The sequence below is a fragment of the Smaragdicoccus niigatensis DSM 44881 = NBRC 103563 genome (assembly GCF_000380645.1).
Lineage (GTDB): Bacteria > Actinomycetota > Actinomycetes > Mycobacteriales > Mycobacteriaceae > Smaragdicoccus > Smaragdicoccus niigatensis.
On sequence record NZ_AQXZ01000007.1, the window covers coordinates 54,937 to 79,436 of the forward strand.

Sequence of the window (24,500 nt, forward strand, 5' to 3'; positions counted from 1 at the left end):
ATCTACTCGGTAGTGTTTCCCTATGGACCTGCGCCGTCCGAAACGTTGAGCCAGGTCCGGGCTGTTCGTGCTCAGGAAGGTGGGTCGAGACAGACGTGTCGATGCCGGTCTACCAGAGCATCGGAATTTGCATAAGCGCCGCAGCCGGTTTTCTCGGGCTTCCAAAAATTCTGGACGACGTGACGAATACGGCGCGCATTCAGAGAAAGTTTGAAGGCATCCAGCGAATCGCGGACAAGGCAGCCGACGGGCCAAGACAGGTACTTCTCGACAAGGGCGCCGATCTAGGCAAACAGCTCGCATCCGTCTACGCAGTTCCGTCGGACCCCCGCGCGATGGTCGACCTCTCCCTGGGCATTACGTGGCTGGTGATCGGGGCGGCGCTGCTGCCGATCGTGGTCCGGGATTTTGAACACCACGGAGGACACAGTCCGTTCTACTGGGTCTTGGTCTACGCCGGTTTGTGGTTCACGCTGCGCGGATTGGTGCGACATCGGACAGTGCTGTGGAATCGGCGCCTATATATCGAACTGGATTGTCCGGCTGACCCACCCCTACTCAAGGTTCCGCCGTTACGCCGCAGTCTCAGACTTCAACGGAGCGTTGCCACCGTCAACAGAGTTCTCAACAAGGCGAGAGCAGCTTTCGAAACCAATCCAGATGTAGGCCTCGCCGAACATGTTCGCAATGCCATTACCGAACTAGAGCAGGGAAAGAGCTAGCCGGTCCAGTTTCCGGCCGTTCGGAACAAATCGGGCACTGCCGCTACGCTCCTTGCGTGACTTTTGCCGGCGGAACAACGCCTCCCGGTTGGTACCCGGACCAGTACGGCCAGCAGCGCTGGTGGGACGGATACGCCTGGACCGACCACGTTCAGGCCCAGACTCAGTTCGTTCCGCAGCCCAAACGCCCGCGTCGTCTGCCGCTCATCCTGGGACTCGTCGCAGCGGTCGTGGCGATGGTCGGCATCGGCGGCGGCGCGGCCGCGTATCTCTTGACGCGCGGCCCGTCCCCCGAGGACGTCGTCCAGCAATGGCTCGTCGCGAAGACCTGCGAAGAAGAGAAGAAACTCGTCACCGGTAAAGAACTCGATCGCGTGCAGGCAAACCTCAATTCGCACGACGACGAGATCACCTGCGACTACTCCGATTGGGACTATTCGGACTACACGGTGGACTCCTCGAACATCGACGGTTCCGACGCGAAATTCACGGTCACGGGCACGTGGCATTACCGCGGCACCGATCCGGACGCCGACAAAGAGGGCGGCTTCGAGATCCACATGCAACTGACGAAGCTCGACGACGGCTGGAAGATCAAGGGCATGCAGTGGTGTCACGGCAACGACGACGACCCTGCGGAGTGCGCCGAGTAACAGCCTGCAAATGACCATTTGCAGGCTTGCGAATCCGACGTAGGCTGACCTTATGTCGAAGACCTTCGTCGGGGCTCGACTTCGTCAGCTACGTCATGAACGCGGCCTCAGCCAAAGCGCCTTGGCGAAGCAGCTCGAGATCTCAGCGAGCTATCTCAATCAGATCGAGCACGATGTCCGTCCCCTGACGGTGCCCGTATTACTCCGCATCAGCGAGGTTTTCGGCATCGATGCGTCGTTCTTCGCGTCCCAGGACGACACCCGACTTGTCGCCGAACTCCAGGAAGTCGCGCTCGATGTCGAGATGGGCATCGACGCTGACGCCCACCAGATCGCCGACATGGTGTCCACGTATCCGACGCTCGCGCGCGCGATGGTCAACCTCCACCGCCGCTACCGGAACACGTCCGCGGCCCTGGCGGCGGCAACCGAAGACCGCGCCGACGGCAGCGGCAGTGCCGCGATCAGCAAGCCGCACGAAGAGGTCCGCGACTACTTCTACCAACGGCAGAACTACCTTCACGATCTCGACGTCGCGGCGGAAGAACTGACGGCCCGGATGCGTTTCCACGGCGGCGACGTCCATCGCGAGATCCGCCGGCGGCTCGCCAGCCAGCATGATGTTCAGGTCGTCGAGCGCATCGACCTCGGCGGAGGGCTGCTGCACCGATATGACCCCGATACCCGGGTGCTGGAGATCGCGCCGCACCTTTCCGCCGGTCAGCGCACCTTCAAACTGGCAGCCGAACTCGCCTACCTCGAGGTCGGCGACCTGATCAAGGCAAACGTCGAGGAGGGGAACTTCACCTCCGACGCGTCGCGCAAACTTGCCATGCTCGGGTTTGCGAACTATTTCGCCGCAGCGACCGTCTTGCCATACACGCACTTCCACGAAGTGGCCGAGGAGTACCGCTACGACATCGAACGGCTGTCGGCGTTCTTCGCACAGAGCTACGAGACGATCTGCCACCGACTGTCGACGCTGCAGCGACCGAAGCTCCGGGGCGTCCCGTTCTCGTTCGTGCGCGTCGACCGTGCCGGCAACATGTCGAAACGGCAGTCCGCCACCGGCTTTCACTTCTCGTCGAGCGGCGGCACGTGCCCGCTATGGAACGTGTACGAGACGTTCGCCTACCCCGGCAAGATCATGATTCAGATCGCACAGATGCCGGACGGACGCAAATACCTATGGGTCGCGCGCACGGTCGAGCGGCGGGCGTCGCAGTTCAACCAGCCAAGCAAGACGTTCGCCATCGGACTCGGCTGCGAACTTCGCCATGCCAATAGACTCGTCTACGCCGACGGCATCGACCTCGTCGATGCGAAGGCGACCCCCATCGGTGCGGGATGCCGAGTGTGCGAGCGATCGAACTGCCCGCAGCGGGCGTTCCCGCCCCTCGGCAAGGAGATCGACATCAGCGAACATCAGAGTTCGATCGCGCCATATCTGATCGGCTGACAATTCGGACACATGTGATGTACGCCACGCCGAGCAGGGTCCTGAAGGATAAAGACGCGACGGCGTAGCGTCCGCAACGTCGGCAAAGCCGCCAATGAACCCCAAATTCGACAGCACCGTCCGATCGACGTGGATGGCGGACATTTTGCTGTCGACTGCTCTAGGAGAGCAATGACAGAGTTGCAGCCGTTCTTCAAGGACGTCCAGACTCATTACGACCTGTCGGACGAATTCTTCAACTTGTTCCTCGACCCGACGCACACCTACAGCTGTGCGTATTTCCGGCGCGATGACCTGACTCTCGAACAAGCTCAGCTCGCGAAGATCGATCTCGCACTCGACAAGTGCGATCTTCGTCCCGGGATGACCCTGCTCGACATCGGCTGCGGCTGGGGCGCGGTGTTGAAGCGGGCGGTCGAACGCTATGACGTCAACGTCATCGGCCTGACGCTGAGCAAGAACCAGCACGCGGCGGTCAACGCCGACCTGAAGAAGCTGGACTCGACGCGCCATGCCGAGGTTCGGTTGCAGGGCTGGGAAGAGTTCAACGAGAAGGTCGACCGAATCGTCAGCATCGGCGCGTTCGAGCACTTCCGGTACGAGCGCTATGACGACTTCTTCAACTTCGCGTACTCGGCGCTGCCCTCGGACGGCTCGATGTTGCTGCACACGATTACGAACTTCGACCGGCACACCCTTCGCGACCGCGGAATCCGACTTGGACGCGAGAATCTGCAATTCTTCCGATTCATCGCGACGGAGATCTTCCCCGGCGGGCAGCTGCCCCAGCCGAAGCAAGTGATAGACGGCGCGACCGCGGTCGGATTCAACGTCGAGCGGGTACATCCCCTGCAACAGCACTACGCGAAGACCCTCGACATCTGGGCGGCCAACCTCGAAGCCCGTCGCGAGGACGCGATCGCGATCCACTCGCTTGAAATGTACGACCGCTACATGAAGTACCTGACGGGCTGCGCCGACCACTTCCGGCAGGGCTACATCGACGTCATGCAGTTCACGCTTCGCAAGAGCCCGTGGACAACGCTGTCCAGCGACATCCCCTCGGTGCTCTAGCCAACCGAATGCAGCACTGGCTGGCCTGCGCCGGGGGCAGGCCAGCCAGTGCTGATCGGATCTAAAACGCTGCTTCGTCGAGCTCCATGATGTCGTTGCACACCGTCGAGATGATCTGGCGAGTCGCCGTGATCCGAGGCAGGACGTTGTAGCAGAAGAAGCTCGCGACCGCGACTTTGCCCTCGTAGAAGCGACGATCCTTGTCGTGGGTGTCCTCGTCTTCGAGCTTCTCGAGCGCGATCTGCGCCTGCAGCAGCAGACGCCAGCCGATCATGAGGTCACCAACGGCCAGCAGGAAACGCACCGAAGCCAAGCCGACCTTGTACAGCTCCGACGGCGTGCGCTGCGAACCCATCAAGTGCCCGAAGAGCTGACCGTTGATCGCGTGGATGTCGTCGAGCGCGGTCTGCAGCAGTTCGCGCTCGTCCTTGAGCGACTCCGGGCCGTCCGAGTCGATGAACTTCTTGAGCTCACCGGTGACGTGGCCGTAGGCGCCACCCTTGTCGCGGGCGATCTTGCGGAAGAAGAAGTCCTGCGCCTGAATCGCGGTCGTGCCCTCGTAGAGCGAGTCGATCTTCGCGTCGCGAATGTACTGCTCAATCGGGTAGTCCTGCAGGAAGCCCGAGCCACCGAGCGTCTGCAGCGACTCCGTCAGCATCTCGTACGCGCGCTCGGAGCCGACACCCTTCACGATTGGGAGAAGGAAGTCGTCGATGCGATGCGCCATAGCGGCATCCGCACCCGAAACCTTTTCGGCGACAACCGGATCCTGGTGTGCGGCGCAATACATCCAGACCGCACGGAGGCCTTCGGCGTACGCCTTCTGCATCGCGAGGCTTCGGCGGACGTCCGGGTGGTGCATGATCGTCACGCGCGGCGCGGCCTTGTCCATCGAGTGCGTGAGGTCCGCACCCTGGACGCGTTCCTTCGCGTAGGCCAGCGCATTGAGGTAGCCGGTCGAAAGCGTGCCCGCCGCCTTTGTGCCGACCATCATGCGGGCGTTCTCGATGACCTTGAACATCTGCGCGATGCCGTCGTGCTTGTCGCCGACGAGCCAGCCGACGGCCGGGTTGTCGGTAGCGCCGAAGGTGACCTCACACGTGGCCGAGGACTTGATGCCCATCTTGTGCTCGACGCCGGTCACGTAAGCGCCGTTGCGCTCGCCGATCTCCATCGTCTCCGGGTCGTGGTGGAACTTCGGCACATAGAACAGGCTGAGCCCCTTGGTACCGGGGCCAGCGCCCTCGGGACGAGCGAGCACCAGGTGGAACAGGTTCGGGGATACGTCGTCGACGTCACCGCCGGTGATGAAGCGCTTCACGCCCTCGATGTGCCACGTGCCGTCGGGCTGCTCGATCGCCTTCGTGCGGCCGGCGCCGACGTCCGAACCGGCGTCCGGCTCGGTGAGGACCATCGTGGCGGCCCACTTGTTCTCGTAGGCGAAGGACGCCCATTGCTTCTGCTGGTCGTTGCCCTCCTTGTAGAGGACGTTTGCCATGACCGGGCCGAGGTTGTTGAAGTTCGCGGCGGGGTTCGCGGACACCAGCAGCTCCTGGATCGACCAGAAGAGCGGCGCCGGGGCCGGCTCACCACCCATGCCCGTGTCGAGTCCGAGGCGGACGAAATCGGCCTCCATGAGCGCCTTGATCGAGCGCTTCAGCGCGTCCGGCAGCTTCACCGAGGCATTCGCGACGTCGAACTCGGTCGGGTTGCGGTCAGCCTCGGCCCATGAGTCGGCGACCGGTCCTTCGGCAAGGCGAACGACCTCTTCGAGAACGGCTTTCACCGTTTCCGTGTCGAGGTCGCCGTAGACACCGTTGTCGAGCAGTTCGTCGATTCCGAGAACCTCGAACAGGTTGAACTCGATGTCACGAAGGTTGGCTTTGTAATGACCCACAATGATCTCCTCAGCGCGCGCAGGGGTGCTGGCGGATTGAGCTAAACACCACGGCGTCGGTGCCGCAATAGAATCGGCGAGGCGGACAGCGTTTGGGGCAGTTGCTTTGTCAATCGCTCCAAGCAACTCTGCAGAGCTACGCTCCGAACGTGGCGAAACGTCAAGACTCCAGCTATGTGGTGCCTCCAGCACCCTCACCAGAGGCATTGGCGCCGTTCGTTTCCGCGCTGGCACCCTTGCGACGGATCATCAAGCCGAAGTTGTACGGCATCGAGAACGTCCCAGAGCGCGGTGCTCTGCTGGTCGGCAACCACACGTTGTGGGGAGTGTTCGACCTCGCGCTGCTGGGACCGGAGTTCATCGACCGGAAGATCGTGGTGCGCGGCCTTGCGGACCACTTCCACTTCAAAGTCCCGCTCCACCGTGACGCGATTACCGCCATGGGCGCCGTCCCGGGAACCCGAGACAATGTTCGCGAACTCATGCGTCGCGGCGACAACATCCTGGTCTTTCCGGGCGGGGCACGCGAGGTGGCCAAGCGCAAAGGCGAGAAATATCAGCTGATCTGGAAGAACCGGATCGGCTTTGCGCTGATGGCGATCGAAGGCCGGTATCCGATCATTCCGTTCGCCTCGCTGGGCATCGAAGATGCCCTGGACATCGTCCTGGACACCGAGAACCCGGTGTTGGCTCCCGCCCGGATTTTTGCCAAGAAGTTCTTGGACGCCGAGGCACTGCCGATCGTGCGGGGCGTTGGGCCGCTGCCGATCCCCCGGCCCGACCGGCTCTACTTCTGGTTTGGCGAACCCATCTCGACACTCGAGTACGACGGGGTGGCCAACGAAGAAAGTGCACGGGACCTGCGAGCTCGCACGGCCGCGGCGATCGAGGGTGGGCTGGACTTCTTGCAGGCTGAGCGTGAGCACGATCCGGAGCGATCGTTGCTCAGGCGAATTCTCGGAAGCGGCTCGGAGGCCTGACGCGCGGCCTCAGATCTCGGGCAGCTCGTTCACGGGAACGGTCGGCGGCGTCGTGAAGAAATCGTGACTGTAGGGCCGCGGATTGCACGGGCGGCCGTTGACAACGTCGAACAGCGCCTGAATCTGCGCAGCAAGTGCGGGAGTCCATCCGCCCTTGTTCTTGCGGTCGATCAGTTCGTCCAGCGCGGCAGCGGCGGCGGCCTTCCCCTCGGCATTGTATTTCTGGAAGGTCCCAAGATAGAGGCGGTCGGCGGCCGACTGCCCCGGCTCGAGCTGGCGGCGGTTATCGCCCATCGCCGCATTGAGTTCTTCGGCGTGCTTGTACCACCAGTTTTCGAGCTTGAGCAGGTCGATGCACTTGATGCGGCAGAGGATGGCATCGGCAATCCCCAGGCTGTCGCAGCCCTTGTCGCAAACCTTCGACAGCCGGTTGTAGCGATCGGCCATGGCATAGGCATCGATCCCGGCGGCAATCGCATCGTCCTTGTTGGGCATTTTGATGGCCATGCGATATCTCCTGCCGGGCGAATTGTCCGGGTAAGAGTATCGGCCGTTCGGACGCGCATCCGTTCGACACACCATCGATGCCGTAATGGATGCGCGTCGGGTATCGGAGCAGCAAAGTCTGCATTTTCCCTAGTAGACGCCCAAAATTGCCGGGACCGAGCTGAGATTCGTACCGATATCATGCCAGTTGCTGTAGCAACTCGAACATTAACCCCGCGTAGGATGGCATCCACACGACTTCGAAGGGGGCAGCATGGCTGACGTTGCCAAAAGTGCTGGCCGCAAGAAGCGCGCAAACGGCGAAGACTCGCGAGAACGCATCCTGGATGCCGCGACCGAAATCGCCGCCATGCGCGGATACGAGGGAACGTCGATCGGGGCGGTCAGCAAAGCGTCCGGACTGCCGGCGAGTTCGATCTACTGGCATTTCGTCGACAAAGACGACCTCCTCGCCGCAGTCATCGAACGAAGCTACGGAAAGTGGATCGCTGCGGTAACTGCTCCGGTCGAAGTCACCCGCGAGACGTTTGCGCGAGTGATGGCCGGCCAAATTCTCAAGAGCCTGCACGCGGCACCCGACTTTCTCCGCCTTGGGCTCATGTTGGTGCTCGAGAGGCGGCCGGAAGAGCCCAAGGCTCGAGCCATGTACATCCGCGTGCGCGACAACGCGCGAGCATTCGGACGTGAGCGCCTGCGCGGCATTTACCCGGACCTCAACGAGGCCCAGATTCATCAGCTTGCCGCGTTCATTCAGGCCGCCGCGGACGGCTACTTCATCGCGAGCGAGGCGGTCGGCGATGAGATCGACCTGGCTGTGCAGTTCGACATGCTCGCCAACACGATCGACATGATGGCCGCCCAGTTTGCTGAGGCGAATAGGAGCTGAGCTCAGAGGTCGCGTTTGCTGATCGCACGCGCGGCAGCACGGAACACCGACCGCTTCATCTGTCGACGCATCCTTGCGACGGCAGCGGGCTCAGCAAGCGGCTCGGCCGCGCCGAACCGTGGGAACAGCCGCAACGCATTGTCACGGTTGATCGCCTGCCGGACAGGGTTCGTCAGATTCGGGTCCGTGTCCAGGTTCCCGGCGAAGTATTGGCCAGCGGTCGCGGGTGCAAAGGGCCAGTCGCTGCCGAACAAGACATGCCCCGGCTGCGCGAAGGCCATCAAGCTCGGGAAGGTAGCGGGGCTCGCCGACAGCGCGGTGTCGAAGTAGAACGACGCGAAGTCGTCGAGATTGTCGAGTGGGCTGCGACCAGCGTCGGCGGTGATCGCCACCGCCATGCGATGCGACGCATATGGAACGAATCCGCCGGCGTGCGACAGGATGAACCGGATGTTCGGATAATCCCGTCGAATCCCGTTGCGCACCAATAAGTAAGCGGCACGGGTCGTATCGAGCAGGAAGTCTGCAGCCCATGGCGCGACACCCGGTACCTGCGGGCCCGGCAATTCGGCGGGATGGATGAACGCGACGGCGGACCGTTCGTCGAGCACCTGCCAAAGCCGATCCTGACGGTCCTCCCCCAGGTAGGTCCCGTTGCTGTTCGCAAGCAGGATCACGCCGTCGGCACCCAGGTCGAGCGCACGTTCGGCCTCCGCTGCGGCCGCGTCGACATCGGGAAGCGGCACGGTCGCGAAGAAGCCCAGCCGGTCCCGATGCGGCGCGAGTATTTCGGCGGTTTCGTCGTTGATCGCTTGCGCAAGACGCACGCCGTCGTCGACAAAGGTCGTGCCCGGTGCAGATACCGACAGAACAGCATTCGACGTGCTGAGATCATCCATCACCTCGAGCGCCGACTCGACGCCCCAGTCCGGCAACGCGCGACCCCCGACTTCGGTGATTCCCGCCCGCCGCAACGCCTCCCGATATCCCGGCGGAATGAGGTGCTGATGGACGTCGATCCGGTTCATGACTTCACCCCCCGCAGGTCGAGCGCGATGTCGACGAGCATGTCTTCCTGGCCGCCGACCATCTTGCGGCGGCCCGCTTCCATGAGCAGGTCACGAGCGTCGACGCCATACTTCTCGCCGACGGATTCGCTGTGGCGCAGGAAGCTGGAGTACACCCCGGCATAACCGAGCGTCAGGGTCTCACGATCGACCCGGACGGGCCGCTCTTGCAATGGGCGGACGAGATCCTCGGCCGCGTCCTCGAGGGCGTTCAGGTCGCATCCGTGCTGGTAGCCGAGCTTGTTCGCGGCCGCAATGAAGACCTCGAGCGGTGCATTTCCAGCACCGGCACCCATTCCGGTCAGAGAGGCATCCACACGGGTGCAGCCATGTTCGACGGCGGTGATCGAGTTCGCGACTCCCAGCGAGAGGTTGTGGTGGGCGTGCATACCGAGGACCGTTTCTGGGTTCAAAACCTGCCGGAACGCATCAAAACGCTCGGCAATATCGCCCATCGTCATCGCGCCTCCGGAATCGACGACATAGACGCAGGTCGCGCCGTAACTCTCCATGAGCTTGGCCTGTTCGGCGAGTTTCGACGGGCTCGCCATGTGGCTCATCATGAGGAACCCGACGGCTTCGAGTCCGAGCTCGCGAACGGCGTGGATGTGCTCGGCGGCGATATCGGCCTCCGTGCAGTGGGTGGCCACGCGAACGATCGAGACACCAGCATGGGCTGCGTTCTTGATGTCGTGAACCGTGCCAATGCCCGGCAGGACCAACGTCGCAAGCCGGGCGCGCTGAACGACGCTGGCCGCAGCTTCGATCCATTCGAGGTCGGTATGCGCACCAAAGCCGTAGATGCAGCTCGAGCCCGACAATCCGTCGCCATGGGCGACTTCGATCGAATCGACACCCGCGGCATCGAGAGCGGAGGCGATGGAGGTGACGTGTTCCCGTGTGTACTTGTGCCGAACTGCGTGCATTCCGTCGCGGAGGGTCACGTCGCTGATGTGGATGGTGCTCATGCCGGAACTCCCTGTTGAGCGAGCGATGCAATCTTGTCTGCGGCCGCGAGCGCGGCAGAGGTCATGATGTCGAGGTTGCCCGCATAGGCGGGCAGGTAGTGGGCCGCCCCGGCAACCTCGAGCATGACCGTCACCTTGGTGCCGGTCCACTTCCCCGTCTCCGGAATAAGGAGCGGGTTGTCCTCGCCATGGAGGTCGAACTGCACGGCTTGCTTGAGGGTGTAGCCGGGCACGTACGCCTTGACCCGGGCGACCATCTCTTCGACCGACGCGCGGATCGCGTCGTGGTCGCAATCGCCGTCGACCAGGCAATACACGGTGTTGCGCATGAGCAGCGCAGGCTCGGCGGGGTTGAGGATGATGACAGCTTTGCCCCGGACCGCACCGCCGACCTCGACCAATGCGCGGGACGTTGTTTCGGTGAACTCGTCGATGTTGGCGCGCGTGCCCGGTCCGGCGGACTTCGAAGAGATCGACGAGACGATCTCGGCATACGAAACCACGCCGCACTTCGCGACCGCGGCGACCATCGGAACGGTCGCCTGACCGCCGCACGTCACCATATTCAGATTCCGCTGATCGAGGTGATCGTCGAGATTGACGACCGGAACGCAGTACGGACCGATTGCCGCCGGCGTCAGGTCGATCATGCGGACGCCCGTTCCTTCGAGCGCCGCCCAGTTGCGTTCGTGCGCACTGGCCGAGGTCGCGTCGAACACGACTTTGATGTCGCCGAAGTTCGGCAGGGCGAGCAACCCCTCGACGCCCTCGGCAGTCGTCGGAATTCCGAGGCGTGCCGCGCGGGCCAGTCCGTCCGACGTCGGATCGACGCCGACCATGGCACCCATCGTGAGGTGCTGACTGTTGCGAATGACCTTGAACATCAGATCAGTACCGATGTTGCCGGGACCGATGATGGCCACCGGCCACTTGTCGTGCGGTGTAGACATACGAGTTCCTATCTGAAGATGACGGCCACGTCGCCGATGGCGGCGAACCGAGCGACGACCGAGTCGCCGGACTTGACGAAGGGCGCTGCGGTGCATGCGCCGGGCAGGATCGTTTGCCCTGGCTGAAGGGTCACTCCGAACGGCGCAAGAGCATTGGCGAGCCAGGCGACAGCTTCAGCGGGGTGGCCGAGGACGTCGGCGCCGGTTCCGGTCGCAACGACTTCACCATTGATCTCGAGTTCGACGGCCACGTCAGGCACGGAACCGACCCTGGCTACCGGTACCCACTCCCCGACGACGACCGCCGCCGAGCTCGCATTGTCGGCGATGGTGTCCGCGAGCGTGATCTTCCAGTCGGCGATCCGGCTGTCGACGATCTCGAGTGCGGGGGCGACGGCCTCGGTCGCAGCAAGGACGTCGGCGGCCGTGACACCTGGTCCGGTGATCGCAGTGTGCAGCCGGAAGGCGATTTCGGGCTCGACGCGCGGCGCGCACAGCGCTCCGGCATCGACGGTCTCGCCCGAGCCATAGCTCATGCTCGCGAGGAGGTGGCCGTAGTCCGGCTCGGTAACTCCGAGCAGTTCCTGCATCGCCCTCGCGGTGAGCCCGATCTTGTGGCCGACGATCGGATCGCCAGCCGCGACTCGGGCCTCGATATTGATTCGCTGAATCGCATAGGCCTGGGCAGCGGTCAGTCCCGGGAGTAGTTCGGTCAGTGGCGCAACGGGTGCCTGATTGATTTCCGCGTGACGCAACTGCGCCGCCGCGTCCTGCAGGGCAGCTTCGCTCGGTGCTGCAGTGGTCGTCACGGTGGGTTCCTTCGGATTGCTTGGATCGATCGGTTGACCGAGTAGGGATGACGTTACTGTAGCGATCACTATGGTGCAATAGCCAGATTCTGAATGCTTCTAGAGCCATAAAAGCCCGAAAGCCCTCTTGACGGCTTCGGTTGCGCGCCTTATTGTAGTGATCGTTCTAGTTGGAATCATCCATACAGGAACGACAGATCCACAACGCACATCAGGCAAGGGAGTCCACCGCTATGACCGAGAAATCGGCCTACGACGTCGCGATCGTCGGCTACGGCCCGACGGGCGTCACTGCTGCCAACCTGCTCGGTCAAGCCGGGCTCAAAGTCGTCGCGATCGAACGCGAACCGTCGATCTACACCCGCGCTCGGGCGATTTCCACCGACGAGGAAGTCGTTCGGATTTGGCAGCAGGTCGGCCTCGCCGAACGACTCAAGCAAGACATGCTCGCCGAGCGTCCGATCGACTTCGTTGACTCCAACAACCGCTCGCTCGTCAGCTTCTGTGCGCCGGTTCGTGGCCACGGCCACCCGCCGCAGATGTTCATCTACCAGCCCGCGCTCGAACAGGTGCTGCGCGATGGAGTCGAGCGGTTCCCGAACGTCGAACTGCTCCTCGAACGTGAATGCGTGCGCATTCGCCAGGACGGCGACGGTGTTGAGCTCATGGTCGCGGACCTGCAGACCGACACGTTCTCCCGAATTCGCGCCAAGTACGTCATTGCTGCGGACGGCGGCTCGAGCCCGACTCGTGGTCTTCTCGGCATCGGATACCAAGGCAAGACCTACGAGGACCGGTGGGTCGTCATCGACACGAAGGTCCTCAAGAAGTGGCCCGATGTCGACCGCCTGCGATTCCACTGCAATCCGAAGCGGCCCGCGGTGGACTGCCCGACCCCTCTCGATCACCACCGCTGGGAATTCCCGATCCTGCCTGGCGAAGACGAGAAAGAACTCGTCACCGACGAAGCCGTGTGGCGGCTACTCAACCGCCAGGGCATCACGGCGGAGCACGTCGAGATCATGCGGGCCGTCGTCTACAGCCACCACGTACGCTTCGCCGACCGTTGGCGCGTGGGCCGAGTTTTCCTCGCCGGCGATGCCGCGCATGCGATGCCGCCGTGGATCGGTCAGGGCATGGCCGCCGGCGTCCGCGACGCGGCGAATCTGTGTTGGAAGCTGACCGCGGTGATCACCGGTGAACTCCCCGAGTCGGTGCTCGACTCGTACCAGTCCGAGCGCATGCCGCACGTCCGGGACATCACCGAGCGGGCGGTTTTCGTCGGCAAGATGATCACCGAGCGCAACTCCGTCCTGGCCGCGCTCCGCAACCCCGCGCTGCGCGTTCTCAACTCACTGCCCCACCTGGGCAATACCTTCCGAGCGGGCCTGTGGGTGCCAGAGGCCCACTACCCCGCCGGCTACTTCACGACGAAGCGGCGCGGAGCGACCGGATGGAAAGTCATCCAGCCGTGGGTTCTCGACATCGACGGCAACCGTCAGCGACTCGACGACGTTCTCCACCAGGAATGGACAGTGCTTTACATCGACCGTGCCGACGGCATCGCGGCTTGGGCGGCAGCCGGCGTGAACGTCGTCGAGGTCGCGAAGTCCGGCAGTGCTCCTGCCGTCGATCGCGTGGTCGATGTCGAAAACGCCCTCACCCTCTGGATGAAGAGCAAGGGAGTCACCGCGATCGCATTGCGTCCAGACGGATTCGTCTACGCCGCAACGGAATCCGGTCGGACTCTGCCGCCACCGCCGATGGGCCTCACCCTCCGCACCCTTTCAAACGCCTGATCAATCAAGGACCCACTCATGACCACAACACTCACTGAGAACACCGTCTCCTTCGACGGCAAGACAGTCTTCTACGCTGAGGCCGGCTCTGGCCCGGTCGTCGTGCTCCTACATGGCGGCGGTCCGGGCGCGTCGGGCGTCTCCAACTACAGCCGCAACATCGACGCCCTCGCCGCCAACTTCCGCGTCATCGTTCCCGACCTCCTCGGGTACGGAAAGTCGAGCAAGGTCGTCGATCGAGGAGACCCGTTCGGTGGACTTGCGGCGGGAGTCCGCGGCCTGCTCGATGCACTCGGCATTGAGAATGCGCATCTCGTCGGCAACTCGTACGGCGGAGCCGCAGCCCTGCGTTTCGCACTTGAAAGTCCCGAGCGTGTGGGCCGCCTCGTCCTGATGGGTCCCGGCGGAATAGGCACAACTCGCGCACTGCCGACAGCTGGCCTGAACAGCCTGTTCGACTACTACGGCGGCAGTGGACCCAGCCGCGCGAAGCTCGCGCGGTTCATCCGTGAGTATCTCGTGTTCGACGGCTCCCAGGTACCCGAGGACATCATCGATATCCGGTACGAGTCGAGCATCGACCCCGAGGTCGTCGCCAACCCGCCGCTGCGTCGGCCGTCCGGCCTCGGCGCCCCACTCACGTTGTGGCGCATGGACTTCACGCGCGACTCGCGCCTGAGGAACCTGCAGACTCCCACTTTGGTCGTCTGGGGCGCCGACGACAAGGTCAACCGACCCGAGGGCGGTCGCATGCTTGCCGACGCTATGCCGAACTGCGACCTGCTCCTGGTGTCGAACACCGGGCACTGGGTGCAGTGGGAGCGCGCCGAGTTGTTCAACGCCGTCACACGTGACTTCCTCAGCGAGGGACACTGACATGAGCGTCTACGGAAAAGTCCATCTGGGCTACGTGGTCATCGAGACGAACAAGTTCACCGACTGGCATCGCTTCGCTAAGGACGCCATCGGCATGCACGTCGATACCCTCGGCGCGCATGCGATGCGCTTCCGCATGGATGACCAGGAATGCCGTTTCCTCCTTCAGCGCGGACCAGCCGAAGACATCGCCGCGACCGGTTGGCTCGTCGACGACCACGAAACATTCGAGCAGATCGTGGGCCGAGTTCGCGACCGCGGCGTGCCCGTAGTCGAAGGAACCGAGGAAGCGGCCGCACTACGCGGTGTCGAGCGGTTCCTGCGCTTCCCCGGGCCCAAGGGCATCGATCAGGAAATCTTCACCCGCGCCAAGGCCGCACCGACACCGCTCGACATGGTCACGAGCAGCTTCGTTACCGGTGACGCCGGAATGGGCCACCTGGCCATCACGACCACTCGTCCGGACCAGCTGCGCAATTACTACAACACCGTGTTCGATGCCCGGCTGACCGACTGGATCGACGAAACGATCAGCGGAATCAAATTCAAGATCAAGTTCTTGCGGGTCAACGAACGCCACCACTCGATCGCGCTCGCGAACACGGAGCCGTACCGCGTCGACCCGGTTCGTACGAAGATCCAGCACCTCAACGTCCAGGTCGCGAGCCTCGACGACATGGCGCAGTCGTATCAGCGTCTGCGCAGGCTCGGATTCCACATGGCGCTGGGCGTCGGCCAACACACGAACGACCGCGAACTGTCGTACTACGTGGAGACCCCGTCGGGATTCGAGTGGGAGACCGGGTGGAATCCAGTCACGATCTCGGACGACGCGGGCTGGGAGCCGGTCGGCTACGAAGGCATCAGCGTCTGGGGTCACACCCCGATGGGCCAGACGATCATGGACAAGGTCGGCCAGTTCCGCCAAGCTGCGCGCCATATCGCGCAACGGGAAGACACCGTGCCGGCACTGAGCCGGGCATGACGTCGCCGACGGCAGACAGCCTGACCCTCATCAGCGCGGTCAGGCTGCGCCCGGGCACCGAATACCAGCACCGCACGCTCCACGAACTCGGCGTGGACCAAGCGCGAGCACTCGGTGGTCTCGTACGTGCCGAACTGGTCCCTGCCCGGGCTGGCAGTCAACCGGAGACCGTCGCCATGCTGACGTTCGCCACACGCGCTGACCTCGACCGCTGGCTCAGCTCATCCGCGCGGCGCGAGGTCCTCGAACAGATGAATGCGCTGGTCGAGAACGCCCGAACCACAACGGTCGTGGGTGGATTTGCCGGCTGGTTTGCCGACGAATCGTCCGCACCGCGAAAGTGGAAACAAGCGGTGACCGTGATCGCCGCACTGATACCGATCTCCACGGGCGTGACATTGGTTCGCGAAGCACTGGCGCCAGGACTCCCCTTCATGCTCGCCATCGCGATCACGGCGGCACTCAACGTCTCGACACTGACCTGGGTGGTGATGCCGCCGCTTACCCGGGCATTGAAACCTTGGCTGGAACGGTGACCTTGTGGGCTCGAACGGAGTAGACGGGAGGTATGACCTTTCGCCTGCACGACATCTATCGCGCGAGCGGAGCCGATCTCCCCTTCGGCGATCCGCGCCGAGCCCACGGGGTTGCGATGGAGGGCTACTTCTGGCGGTTCACCCTCCCCGACTCGGATCGCTGCATCATCGCGTTGATCGGGGTGAACCGGTCCGCGGAGGCCACCTGGTCGACCTTGGGATTGGGTTCCTACCCGAACGGCTTCCTGCGAACGACGGCCCACCCGGAGGGTTTCGCCGATCCGGATAAGTTGGGCGCGACGGCTGGCACGGCCTTCCAAGCGTCGATCGACCGAGTCCAGGTCGATCTCGGACCTGACGCCAAACTCGACGTCCGGATCGTCGATCGCGAAGAGTGGCCGCACCGCCCCTTTGGGGGATCGAGCATTTTCCAGTCGGTCCCGGCATTGAACCAGTACTGGCATCCGTGGCTTCTCGGCGGACGAGCCGAGGGGACCGCGATCGTCGGCGGCGCGGAGTGGAACCTCGACGGCGCTCGGGTCTACGGCGAAAAGAACTGGGGCAAAGGCGGTTTCCCCGACTCGTGGTGGTGGGGACAGGCGCATGGATTCGCCGAACCCGAAGCGTGTGTCGCATTCGCCGGTGGCGAAGTCACGGCGGGACCGCTCAAGACCGAGGTGACCGCGGTCGTCGTCAGACTTCCCGACGGCCGTGTCCTTCGGCTCGGTAATCCCGGTGTGTCTCCAGTTCAAGCCTCCGTCTCCGACGAGAGATGGTCGCTGCGTGGACGACGAGGGCGAACAACCGTGACGCTTGAGGGGACTGCCCCGCTCGGCTCGGCGCACGTCTTGCCGGTCCCACTGCCCGCCGAACGACGCAACATCGCGGGTGCGATCGAGCATCTCGGTGGCCGGGTCGCGGTCGAGGTGCGCGAGCGCGGCCATGTCACGTGGCGAGGCGAATCGCGGTTGGCCGGCCTGGAACACGGCGGCATCGAGCGCGCACGTGCCGAGGTCAGGCGGCGCGGCGGCACCGACGAGGACAGCGAGGCCGCGCCGATCGCGGCCAACTGATCAGCGTGCGGTCGCCGCGAGTTCCGCCATTTCCACGATCTTCACCCGGGGCCGACCGAGCCGACGGCCCGACGCCTTCTCGCGCTCGTCGATCCGCCGCCAGCCGTCTCCATCGATCGGGTGGGCACCACGGGCGATGAGGAGATCGGCGACGTCGTGGTGCGAGGTGCGGGGCGACGAGAGTCGACCGGCAGCGAAGTCGGAGAGGATCGTGTGCGCGGTTTCGCGTCCGCACGTGCGGTTCATTCCGATGCCGCCGGAGGGTCCGCGTTTGATCCACCCCGCGACGTAGTGCCCGTCGGCATCGATGACACGACCTCGATCATTCGGCACAATGCCACGTGCAGTGTCGAACGGCAGCCCCGCGATCGGACTACCGCGGTAACCCACCGCGCGGACGAGGACACCTGCGTCGATCCGCACGCGCCGCCCGGTGGGCACGATCGCCCCATCGTCGGCGTAGGCATTGCGGACACAATCGACGGCAACGACCCCGGTGTCTCCAACGATCGCGGCGGGCGCCTGCAGGTACCGCATCACGATCCGGCGATTGCCCGGCGTTCTCGTCCGTGCTGCATACTCGCGGGCCAGGTTGACCTTCGTGGCGATGGTGCTCTCGAGAGATCCTCGTGCCAGCGCAGCGGCGGCCGGCGGGGAAAGCACCAGATCCTCCGGGTCGATGATCACGTCGACGCCCGGGATATTTCCCAGCGCCGCAAACTCGCCGTTGGTGTACGCCGCATCGGCGATTCCGCGACGCCCCAGAACCACGACGTCCCGCACCTTCGACTGCCTCAACGCTTCCAGCGCCTGATCCGCGATGTCCGTCGATGCGAGTGTCTCCGGATCGCTGACCAGGATGCGAGCGACGTCGAGGGCGACATTTCCGTTGCCGACGACCACCGCGGTCTCGCTCGAAAGATCGAACTGCTCGTTGGCGAAGTCCGGGTGACCGTTGTACCAGGCGACAAAGCGCGTTGCGGCAAACGAACCCCGTAGATCCTCGCCCGGCAGCCCGAGCCGTCGATCGCCGGCCGCGCCACTCGCGTGCAATACCGCGTGATACCGCTCGGCGAGCTCGTCAAGGCTGATCACACGGCCGACGTCGGTGTTGAGGAAGTAGCGGAACGATCGGCGTGCGGCGGTAGCGGCGAACATCCGGGTCACGAGTTTGGTGGACTGGTGATCGGGGGCGACCCCCGCACGTACCAGCCCGAATGGGGTCGGCAGCCGTTCGAACATGTCCACCGTGACGTCCGGCTGCGACAGGAGTTCCTCTGCGGCATAGAACGCGGAAGGCCCGCTGCCGATCACGGCGACGTGCAAGTTCCGGTGCCTCGGCAGTTGCGGAAGTGGGAGAAGCACGGGCTTACGGCGACTCGGTTGGTGATCTGTGTAGTACTCGGCGTTGATGCCGAGAAAGTGGTGGTTTGTGTCGTCGAGCTTGTCATCGGGCCGGATCGCCGAAACCGGACATTCATCGACGCACGCACCGCAGTCGATGCACGCCGCGGGGTCGATGTAGAGCATCTCGGCAGTCGCGAATTCGGGCTCATCGAGCCCTGGGTGGATGCAGTTGACGGGACAGACGGTTTGGCAACTGGCGTCGTTGCAGCAGGCCTGGGTGATGACATGCGCCATCGGACTTCCTTCGAGGGTCTCAGGTGAAACTGGCAGTAAAGGCAGCGAAGCCCTGCAATGTGTTGTTGGCCAACGGAACCGGGTCGCTGACCCGGATCGTCTCGACGCGCGGGATCATGGCGTGCAGCAACGTCTGCATCTCGAGTTTGGCCAGTTGCATCCCGACGCACGTGTGCATGCCGTGGCCCCAGCCGAGGTTGCTGCCGCGCCGGTTGAGGGTGAATGTCTCCGGCTGGTCGAAGTGGCGTTCGTCCATGTTCGCGGCTGCGAAGAGCAACGCGACTCGCTCACCTCTCCGGAGCCGCACCCCATGCACGTTGGTGTCGGTGGCCACCGTTCGGGTGAAGCCGCGGATCGGCGACGCCATCCGGACTGCCTCGACGACCGCGGTCGGAACCAAGCTGGGATCGTTCCGGAGTTGCGCCCACAGGCCCGGCACGGTGCCCAAGCTCCACAGCAGCTGAGCGGTCGCCAGAATCGTCGTGTCAAGGCTCGGCGCCACGAAGTCGATGATCATATTCTTGGCTTCCAGCTGCGAGATCTCCCCGCGATCGGCGGCGTCGAAGATCGACGATGCCCAGCTGTCCGGCTTCACGGCGGTGCGATTGAGACGCAAGGTGTACAGGTACAACGCGAAGGACCGATGCATCGTCGACAAGCCGCGCCGATTGACCGGACCCAGCGCATCGAATGTCGCTGCGGCCCAGCGCAACATGTGTTGCGGCGTGACCTGGACACCCACCAGTTCGGCCACTGCTTGCACCGGCAATCGCGCAGAGAAATCCGCAACGCCGTTGAAGGAATCCTGCGCGAGCAGCCGCTCGACGGTCTGCACCGCCTCGGCTTCGAACACCTCCGCCGAGGGCGACAGCGCGCGTGATGTCAACGATCTCATCAGGATCATTCGCCGGTTCAGATGAGTCGAACCATCGCTCGACAGCGTCGTCTGACGCCCGAGCAGATTGGCGACCGGATTTGCCGCTACTCCCCGACTGCTCCGAAATGTCACATCGTCGCGCAGGGCATCCCGCACATCGTCGAACCGGCCCATCGCCCACATCCGATGCCGAGGCAACCACACGACGGGTCCCGCGTCGCGGATCTGTCGATAGACCGGTTGCGGATCCCCAATCGCCTTCGGGCCGTACAGATCGACGTCGACCGACGGCACCGCACGCCGGTTCATCGGGCGAGTCCGTCCATGCGGGCCTGCATCGCGTGCTCGATCCGTGCCGCGAAGGACTCCGGAGTCTCGCCTTCTTCGGCGTACATCGCAGGCAGCACCGCCGTTCTGATCTGCACCGGAAGCGGAACGTACGGAAGCAGCGCCGGCACGCCAATCGATACTCCCCACGGAATCGACACCGTCAGCGGCAGTGCCTTCAAACGGAGACGGCGAGGCAGGTCCAGTGCCTTCGCTAGATCCTGTCCGTCGGTCAGGACGAACAGGGAATCGCCGGCGCCCGCGGTGACGACCGGCACGATCGGCACACCGTTGTCGATGGCCAGCCGCGCGTATCCGGTCCGTCCTCCGAAGAGGATCCGATTCCGGTCTCGCCAGGCCTTCGATGCTTCGACGTCACCGCCCGGAAAGACCGCGACGTGACGGCCCTCGGCGAAGGCCTCCTCCGCGGAGTGCTTACTGGCCGGTCGGCAGCCGAGTTCTCGGACGAGCGGCCCGACGCCGAGGGTCCAGGCGATCTGGTGGGTGAGGTAGGTGACCCGATCGGCGACACCGAGCTCATCCAGGGTTCGGAGCAGCGCGAACACGTTGAGGTCGTGTCCGCCGCCGAAGCCGTGGTTGCTGACGATCAACGCCGGCGTTTCCGGAAGCGATGTGTCGACCTGCAGTTCATGTCTGTTGTAGCGACGCACGAGTTCGATGGCGCCACGGCGGACGAGGTTCACGGCCGCGTTGAGTTCGGTTGGCATGACTGACACCTCAGCCCTGCACGAGAGCGATTGCGTACGCGGCCACGATCAGCGCGGTCACGACCGGCACGGCAACCTGCACGAAATCGCCGGCCTTCAGATGGGAGATGACCGCGCCCACCATCATGAGAATAAGGGCGGCGGCGGACGCGACACCGAGCGGCGGAAACACCAGGCCGAGCGCGACGCCGGCCGCTCCGCCGATTTCGAGCACTCCGAGTCCTCGGTACTGATTGACGGTGAATCCGAGGTGTCCGGCGGCGGCACGCATCGGCGCTACCGCCGCGAGTTTTGCGAGGCCGAGAGCGCCGAAGAAAACAGCGACGACGGCGGTGAGGGTGTTGATCATGAGGTGTTCCTGTCGAGATTGCGATAAGGGTGCGGATTGTTGGGTCAACGGGACCCGAGGTAGATGTCGTCGATGACGTCGGCATAGTTCTTCATGACCGCCGGGCGCTTCACCTTGAGGCTCGGTGTCAGTTCGCCGCTCTCGACGGTCAGCTCATGCGGCAGGATCCGGAACTGCTTGAGGGTCTCCCACTTGTTGAGCCCGGCGTTGACGCCCCGGATCGCTTCCTCGATCACCGCGTTGACGTTGCCAACACCTTTGGCCGCGTCGGAATCGAGGGTCAGCAGAACGCTCGCGAAGTTGCGCCCGTCGGCGATGACCACGGCGTTGGAAACGACCGGGCATGCGGCCTTGATCGCGGACTCGATCGCAGTCGGCGCGATGTACTTTCCACCGCTCGTCTTGACGAGGTCCTTCTTGCGATCGGTGATCTTGAGGAAGCCGTCGGAATCGACTTCGCCGATGTCACCAGTGGCAAACCAGCCGTCGGCGTCCCGTACCTCTGCCGTCTTGTCCGGCAGGTTGTGGTAACCGCGCATGATGCCCGGTCCGCGCAGCAGGATCTCGCCGTCGGTGGCAATCCTCACGTCGGTACCCGGGAACGGCTGGCCGACTGTTCCGATCTTGACGTTGCCCGGTCGGTTGACGAACGAGGCGCCCGTCGTCTCGGTGAGTCCGTAGCCCTCGAGGATCGGCAGACCAGCAGCCGCGAACCACTCCGCGATCTGCGGCGAGAGGGCCGCGCTTCCGGAAACGAGGTATTCGAGGTTGCCGCCAAGCCTTCCGCGAATCTTGCTGAACACCAAGCGATCTGCGATCGCTAGCTCGACCGACTGCCACGGCTTGATGGACCTCCCCGCAGCCTTCCGGCGGACTGCGTCAACGCCGACGGCAAAGGCCCGAGCGAAGATCTTCGCCTTGAGACCGCCCTCAGCTTCGGCTGTTGTCACCACGCGGCTGTAGATCTTCTCGAAGATGCGCGGCGCCGCGGCCATGAAGCTCGGCTTGATGATCCCGATGTTGTCGACGATCCGGTCGATGCGTCCGTCGATGGCGGTGACGAACCCGATCTCGTACTGAGCGGCGAGCAGCAACTTCCCGAACACGTGCGACAGCGGGAGCCACAGAAACTGCACGTGATCCGCGCGGATGACGTTCTCGGACGCAATGGCCGAACCGAGGTACATCCAGTTGCCGTGGGTGAGTTCGACGCCCTTCGGTCGCCCGGTCGTTCCGGATGTGTAGACAATCGTCGCGAGGCTGTCTGGCGTGACTTCCGCAAGCGCTTGTTCAACCGCGTCCGGGTGCTCGCTCAGGTGGTGGCGGCCCAGGTCGGCAAGGCGGTCGAGGGTGAGCACGCCTTCTTCTTCGTCCCCATCGAACAACACGACGTGCCGGACGTTGCCCACGAATCCGTCACCTCTGCGCAGCTTCGCCAGCTGGGCCGCATCCTCCGCGAACACGACCACAGCACCGCAATCGCTCACGATGTAGTCGACGTCCTCAGCGTTGGTGCTCGGATACACCGTTGTCGTAGCAGCGCCGGCGAGTCCAACCGCCAGGTCCGCGAGCACCCACTCGAGTCGGGTCGTCGCCGCGATCGCGACTCGCTGTTCGCGCTGGACGCCGAGAGCAAGCAGTCCAGCGGCAAGTTCGCGAGCCTCGAGTGCTGTGTCCTCCCAGGTCAGGGTTCGCCATCCGCCGTCCGAGGTGGGTGTGCGGAACGCTTCGCGACCCGCCGAGCGGCGAGCTTGATCGAGGAACAGTGCCCCCGTTGATGGGTGGTTCATCGGGATTCCTTGCAGTTGGTGATGCCAGCAGAGACAAGTCGGCGCTGCCAGACACGCAGATCGGGCGTATCGGCCGCGGCGGCCACGATGCGGTCGGGGCGAACGAGGATGGCGTTGGCGCGCTGGTGGTCAAGAAGTGCGTTGGCTTCGGAATCGGTGTCGCAGACGCGAACGATGGCGGTACCCAACTCGTCGTAGAACTGCACGAGGTCGGGTTCGAAGGCGTCAATGCGGTCAGCACCGCGGTAGACGAGCGCCCACCCCGGGCCGACGAGGTCGTCGAGTCGATTCCCACCTATCGGCGGCTGCGCGACAACATCTCCGGTTCGTTTCTTCCGGCGTCCGCCGTCGTGGACGAGCGGGCCCTTTCCGAATGTCGGCCAGAACGTGCTCACGAACTTGTCCTCGGCGCCCAGCACACGGGTTATCGCGCGAATTGCCGCATTTCTCGAACCCGTGAGACGGCCGGGACCGCCCGTCATCAAGGCCCCGACGAGAATCGCGAGCTTGACGACCCGTCGTGAGTAGGGGCGCCGCTCCCTCTCATAGGTGTCGAGAATCCGGTCGTCGGCCTTTCCGTCGAGAACCAGAGCAAGTTTCCACGCGAGGTTCGCCGCGTCTCGGATACCGGCGCACATCCCTTGGCCGATGAAAGGCGGCGTCTGGTGCGCCGCATCACCGAGCAGGAACACCCGACCGCTCCGCCACTTGTCGGCGACCACGCCGCGGAAGGTGTAGCAAGTCTGGCGCAGGAAAGTGAGCTTGTCGGAGTCGACTCCGGTCAGCCATGGCCGGGTCAATTCGAGGACCTTAGTGTGGTCGAACTCCTCGGGCTTCTCTCCTGGCTTCAGACGAAATTCCCAGCGGTAGCGCCCGGGTGTGACCGGCATGAAGGTCGCGGCCCGCTCGCAATCGCACACCTGCTGGACACCGTCGTAGACATCGAGCGGTTCCGGCGTGGCGATGTCGACGACCAGCCATTGCTGTTCAAAGTCGAAGTCCTCCATGGTCGCGCCAACTGCGGAACGAGTGATGCTGTTTGCACCGTCGCAGCCGAGTACTGCGTCGGTCCACACGTCGTGTTCGGTGCCGCTGTCGACATCGCGATAGCGGATGCGAACCGGGGCCGGGCCCCCTGCCACCTGCTCGATCGCGAAAACCTCGACACCGCCACGGAATTCGACGGTCGGGTACTTCGTGAGCGCACCACGAAGAACGCGTTCGAGGTCGGGCTGGTCGAACATGTTGGCCTGCGGAAAGCCGTGGACCTGGCGGTCGCGCCGAAGGTCCGCGAGGATGCGGTGTCGCGCATCAGTCAGGCGCATGCCGGGTGCGGGCCGCGAGATGGTTCGCACCTCGTGCTCGAGATCCATCGACGCGAAAATGCGGAAGACCTCGTCATCGAAGTGCACCGCACGCGGCAGCGGATAGACCTCCGGCCAGCGTTCGAGAACCAGCGTCTGAATTCCGCGCTGGCCGAGCATGATCGCGGCGCTGGCGCCGGTCGGCCCGGCGCCGATGACCACGGCGGGAACGTACTGCATAGC

General features: G+C 63.9%; 23 protein-coding genes. 11 read left to right on the forward strand and 12 right to left on the reverse strand.

Features of this window, described 5'->3' with window-relative positions:
• Nucleotides 1-101 precede the first annotated feature (101 nt).
• The 4 genes from F600_RS0101285 (at nucleotide 102) to F600_RS0101300 (ending at nucleotide 3,908) form a co-directional block, all read left to right on the forward strand.
• Complete coding sequence (locus F600_RS0101285) at nucleotides 102-722, forward strand: hypothetical protein (RefSeq protein ID WP_040629958.1); 621 nt, start codon at nucleotides 102-104, stop codon at nucleotides 720-722.
• Nucleotides 723-778: 56 nt separating this feature from the next.
• The gene (locus F600_RS29960) at nucleotides 779-1,375 is read left to right on the forward strand and encodes a DUF2510 domain-containing protein (protein WP_018158768.1); all 597 of its coding nucleotides are present in this window, start codon (nucleotides 779-781) and stop codon (nucleotides 1,373-1,375) included.
• A gap of 52 nt (nucleotides 1,376-1,427) precedes the next feature.
• Nucleotides 1,428-2,834 carry an acetate metabolism transcriptional regulator RamB gene (gene ramB / locus F600_RS0101295; RefSeq protein WP_018158769.1) on the forward strand — a complete coding sequence of 469 codons (1,407 nt, stop codon included), beginning with the start codon at nucleotides 1,428-1,430 and terminating at the stop codon, nucleotides 2,832-2,834.
• 171 nt (nucleotides 2,835-3,005) lie between these two features.
• Entirely contained in the window at nucleotides 3,006-3,908 is a 903-nt protein-coding gene (locus F600_RS0101300; protein WP_018158770.1) for a cyclopropane mycolic acid synthase family methyltransferase, read from the forward strand.
• A gap of 61 nt (nucleotides 3,909-3,969) precedes the next feature.
• Here the strand turns inward: F600_RS0101300 and F600_RS0101305 are convergent, their stop codons facing one another.
• Nucleotides 3,970-5,805: an acyl-CoA dehydrogenase gene (locus tag F600_RS0101305; protein ID WP_018158771.1), complete on the reverse strand. Its 1,836-nt coding sequence runs from the start codon at nucleotides 5,803-5,805 to the stop codon at nucleotides 3,970-3,972.
• Between the two features lie 149 nt (nucleotides 5,806-5,954).
• Here F600_RS0101305 and F600_RS0101310 point away from each other — a divergent pair, with 149 nt between their 5' ends.
• The gene (locus tag F600_RS0101310) at nucleotides 5,955-6,785 is read left to right on the forward strand and encodes a lysophospholipid acyltransferase family protein (protein ID WP_026306040.1); all 831 of its coding nucleotides are present in this window, start codon (nucleotides 5,955-5,957) and stop codon (nucleotides 6,783-6,785) included.
• Nucleotides 6,786-6,794: 9 nt separating this feature from the next.
• On the opposite strand, the gene F600_RS0101315 is transcribed toward F600_RS0101310, so the two are convergent.
• Nucleotides 6,795-7,292, reverse strand: coding sequence for a hypothetical protein (locus tag F600_RS0101315; RefSeq protein WP_018158773.1), 498 nt, complete (start codon nucleotides 7,290-7,292; stop codon nucleotides 6,795-6,797).
• 253 nt (nucleotides 7,293-7,545) lie between these two features.
• On the opposite strand from F600_RS0101315, the gene F600_RS0101320 reads away from it, so the two are divergent.
• Complete coding sequence (locus F600_RS0101320; protein WP_018158774.1) at nucleotides 7,546-8,178, forward strand: TetR/AcrR family transcriptional regulator; 633 nt, start codon at nucleotides 7,546-7,548, stop codon at nucleotides 8,176-8,178.
• Nucleotides 8,179-8,180: 2 nt separating this feature from the next.
• Here F600_RS0101320 and F600_RS0101325 read toward each other — a convergent pair whose 3' ends face one another.
• Genes F600_RS0101325 through F600_RS0101340 form a run of 4 tightly spaced genes read right to left on the reverse strand, consistent with a single transcriptional unit; the run spans nucleotide 8,181 to nucleotide 11,972 of the window.
• A complete protein-coding gene (locus F600_RS0101325; RefSeq protein ID WP_018158775.1) occupies nucleotides 8,181-9,206 on the reverse strand; it encodes an amidohydrolase family protein in 1,026 nt (341 codons plus the stop codon).
• Nucleotides 9,203-10,213: a 4-hydroxy-2-oxovalerate aldolase gene (gene dmpG / locus F600_RS0101330; protein WP_018158776.1), complete on the reverse strand. Its 1,011-nt coding sequence runs from the start codon at nucleotides 10,211-10,213 to the stop codon at nucleotides 9,203-9,205. Before dmpG ends, F600_RS0101325 begins: the two co-directional genes overlap by 4 nt.
• On the reverse strand, nucleotides 10,210-11,163 hold the full coding sequence (locus F600_RS0101335; protein ID WP_018158777.1) for an acetaldehyde dehydrogenase (acetylating): 954 nt from the start codon (nucleotides 11,161-11,163) through the stop codon (nucleotides 10,210-10,212). Before F600_RS0101335 ends, dmpG begins: the two co-directional genes overlap by 4 nt.
• A gap of 8 nt (nucleotides 11,164-11,171) precedes the next feature.
• Nucleotides 11,172-11,972, reverse strand: a complete 801-nt coding sequence (locus F600_RS0101340) for a 2-keto-4-pentenoate hydratase (protein WP_018158778.1) — start codon at nucleotides 11,970-11,972, stop codon at nucleotides 11,172-11,174.
• Nucleotides 11,973-12,205: 233 nt separating this feature from the next.
• Between F600_RS0101340 and F600_RS0101345 the strand changes: the two genes are divergently transcribed.
• From F600_RS0101345 to F600_RS0101365, 5 genes are read left to right on the forward strand one after another with little or no spacing between them, the layout of a single operon-like run.
• Entirely contained in the window at nucleotides 12,206-13,771 is a 1,566-nt protein-coding gene (locus F600_RS0101345) for a bifunctional 3-(3-hydroxy-phenyl)propionate/3-hydroxycinnamic acid hydroxylase (protein ID WP_018158779.1), read from the forward strand.
• A gap of 18 nt (nucleotides 13,772-13,789) precedes the next feature.
• Nucleotides 13,790-14,647: an alpha/beta fold hydrolase gene (locus tag F600_RS0101350; protein ID WP_018158780.1), complete on the forward strand. Its 858-nt coding sequence runs from the start codon at nucleotides 13,790-13,792 to the stop codon at nucleotides 14,645-14,647.
• Nucleotide 14,648: 1 nt separating this feature from the next.
• Nucleotides 14,649-15,632, forward strand: a complete 984-nt coding sequence (locus tag F600_RS0101355) for a VOC family protein (RefSeq protein WP_018158781.1) — start codon at nucleotides 14,649-14,651, stop codon at nucleotides 15,630-15,632.
• Complete coding sequence (locus F600_RS0101360) at nucleotides 15,629-16,168, forward strand: putative antibiotic biosynthesis monooxygenase (RefSeq protein WP_018158782.1); 540 nt, start codon at nucleotides 15,629-15,631, stop codon at nucleotides 16,166-16,168. Before F600_RS0101355 ends, F600_RS0101360 begins: the two co-directional genes overlap by 4 nt.
• Before the next feature lie 32 nt (nucleotides 16,169-16,200).
• Nucleotides 16,201-17,241, forward strand: coding sequence for a tocopherol cyclase family protein (locus tag F600_RS0101365; RefSeq protein WP_018158783.1), 1,041 nt, complete (start codon nucleotides 16,201-16,203; stop codon nucleotides 17,239-17,241).
• Here F600_RS0101365 and F600_RS0101370 read toward each other — a convergent pair whose 3' ends face one another.
• The 6 genes from F600_RS0101370 to mhpA are packed head-to-tail and all read right to left on the reverse strand — an operon-like array spanning nucleotide 17,242 to nucleotide 24,497.
• Nucleotides 17,242-18,882 carry a 4Fe-4S binding protein gene (locus F600_RS0101370; RefSeq protein ID WP_018158784.1) on the reverse strand — a complete coding sequence of 547 codons (1,641 nt, stop codon included), beginning with the start codon at nucleotides 18,880-18,882 and terminating at the stop codon, nucleotides 17,242-17,244. It abuts the gene before it with no gap.
• A 19-nt stretch (nucleotides 18,883-18,901) separates the two neighbouring features.
• On the reverse strand, nucleotides 18,902-20,068 hold the full coding sequence (locus tag F600_RS0101375) for a cytochrome P450 (RefSeq protein ID WP_018158785.1): 1,167 nt from the start codon (nucleotides 20,066-20,068) through the stop codon (nucleotides 18,902-18,904).
• Nucleotides 20,065-20,814 (reverse strand): 1-acyl-sn-glycerol-3-phosphate acyltransferase, encoded by a 750-nt coding sequence (locus F600_RS0101380; protein ID WP_018158786.1) that lies wholly within the window; start codon nucleotides 20,812-20,814, stop codon nucleotides 20,065-20,067. The genes F600_RS0101375 and F600_RS0101380 overlap by 4 nt, the downstream gene beginning before the upstream one ends.
• 10 nt (nucleotides 20,815-20,824) lie before the next feature.
• On the reverse strand, nucleotides 20,825-21,163 hold the full coding sequence (locus tag F600_RS0101385) for a DoxX family protein (RefSeq protein ID WP_018158787.1): 339 nt from the start codon (nucleotides 21,161-21,163) through the stop codon (nucleotides 20,825-20,827).
• Between the two features lie 44 nt (nucleotides 21,164-21,207).
• A complete protein-coding gene (locus tag F600_RS0101390; protein WP_018158788.1) occupies nucleotides 21,208-22,953 on the reverse strand; it encodes an AMP-dependent synthetase/ligase in 1,746 nt (581 codons plus the stop codon).
• Nucleotides 22,950-24,497, reverse strand: a complete 1,548-nt coding sequence (mhpA, locus tag F600_RS0101395) for a bifunctional 3-(3-hydroxy-phenyl)propionate/3-hydroxycinnamic acid hydroxylase MhpA (protein WP_040629985.1) — start codon at nucleotides 24,495-24,497, stop codon at nucleotides 22,950-22,952. Before mhpA ends, F600_RS0101390 begins: the two co-directional genes overlap by 4 nt.
• Nucleotides 24,498-24,500: the final 3 nt, after the last annotated feature.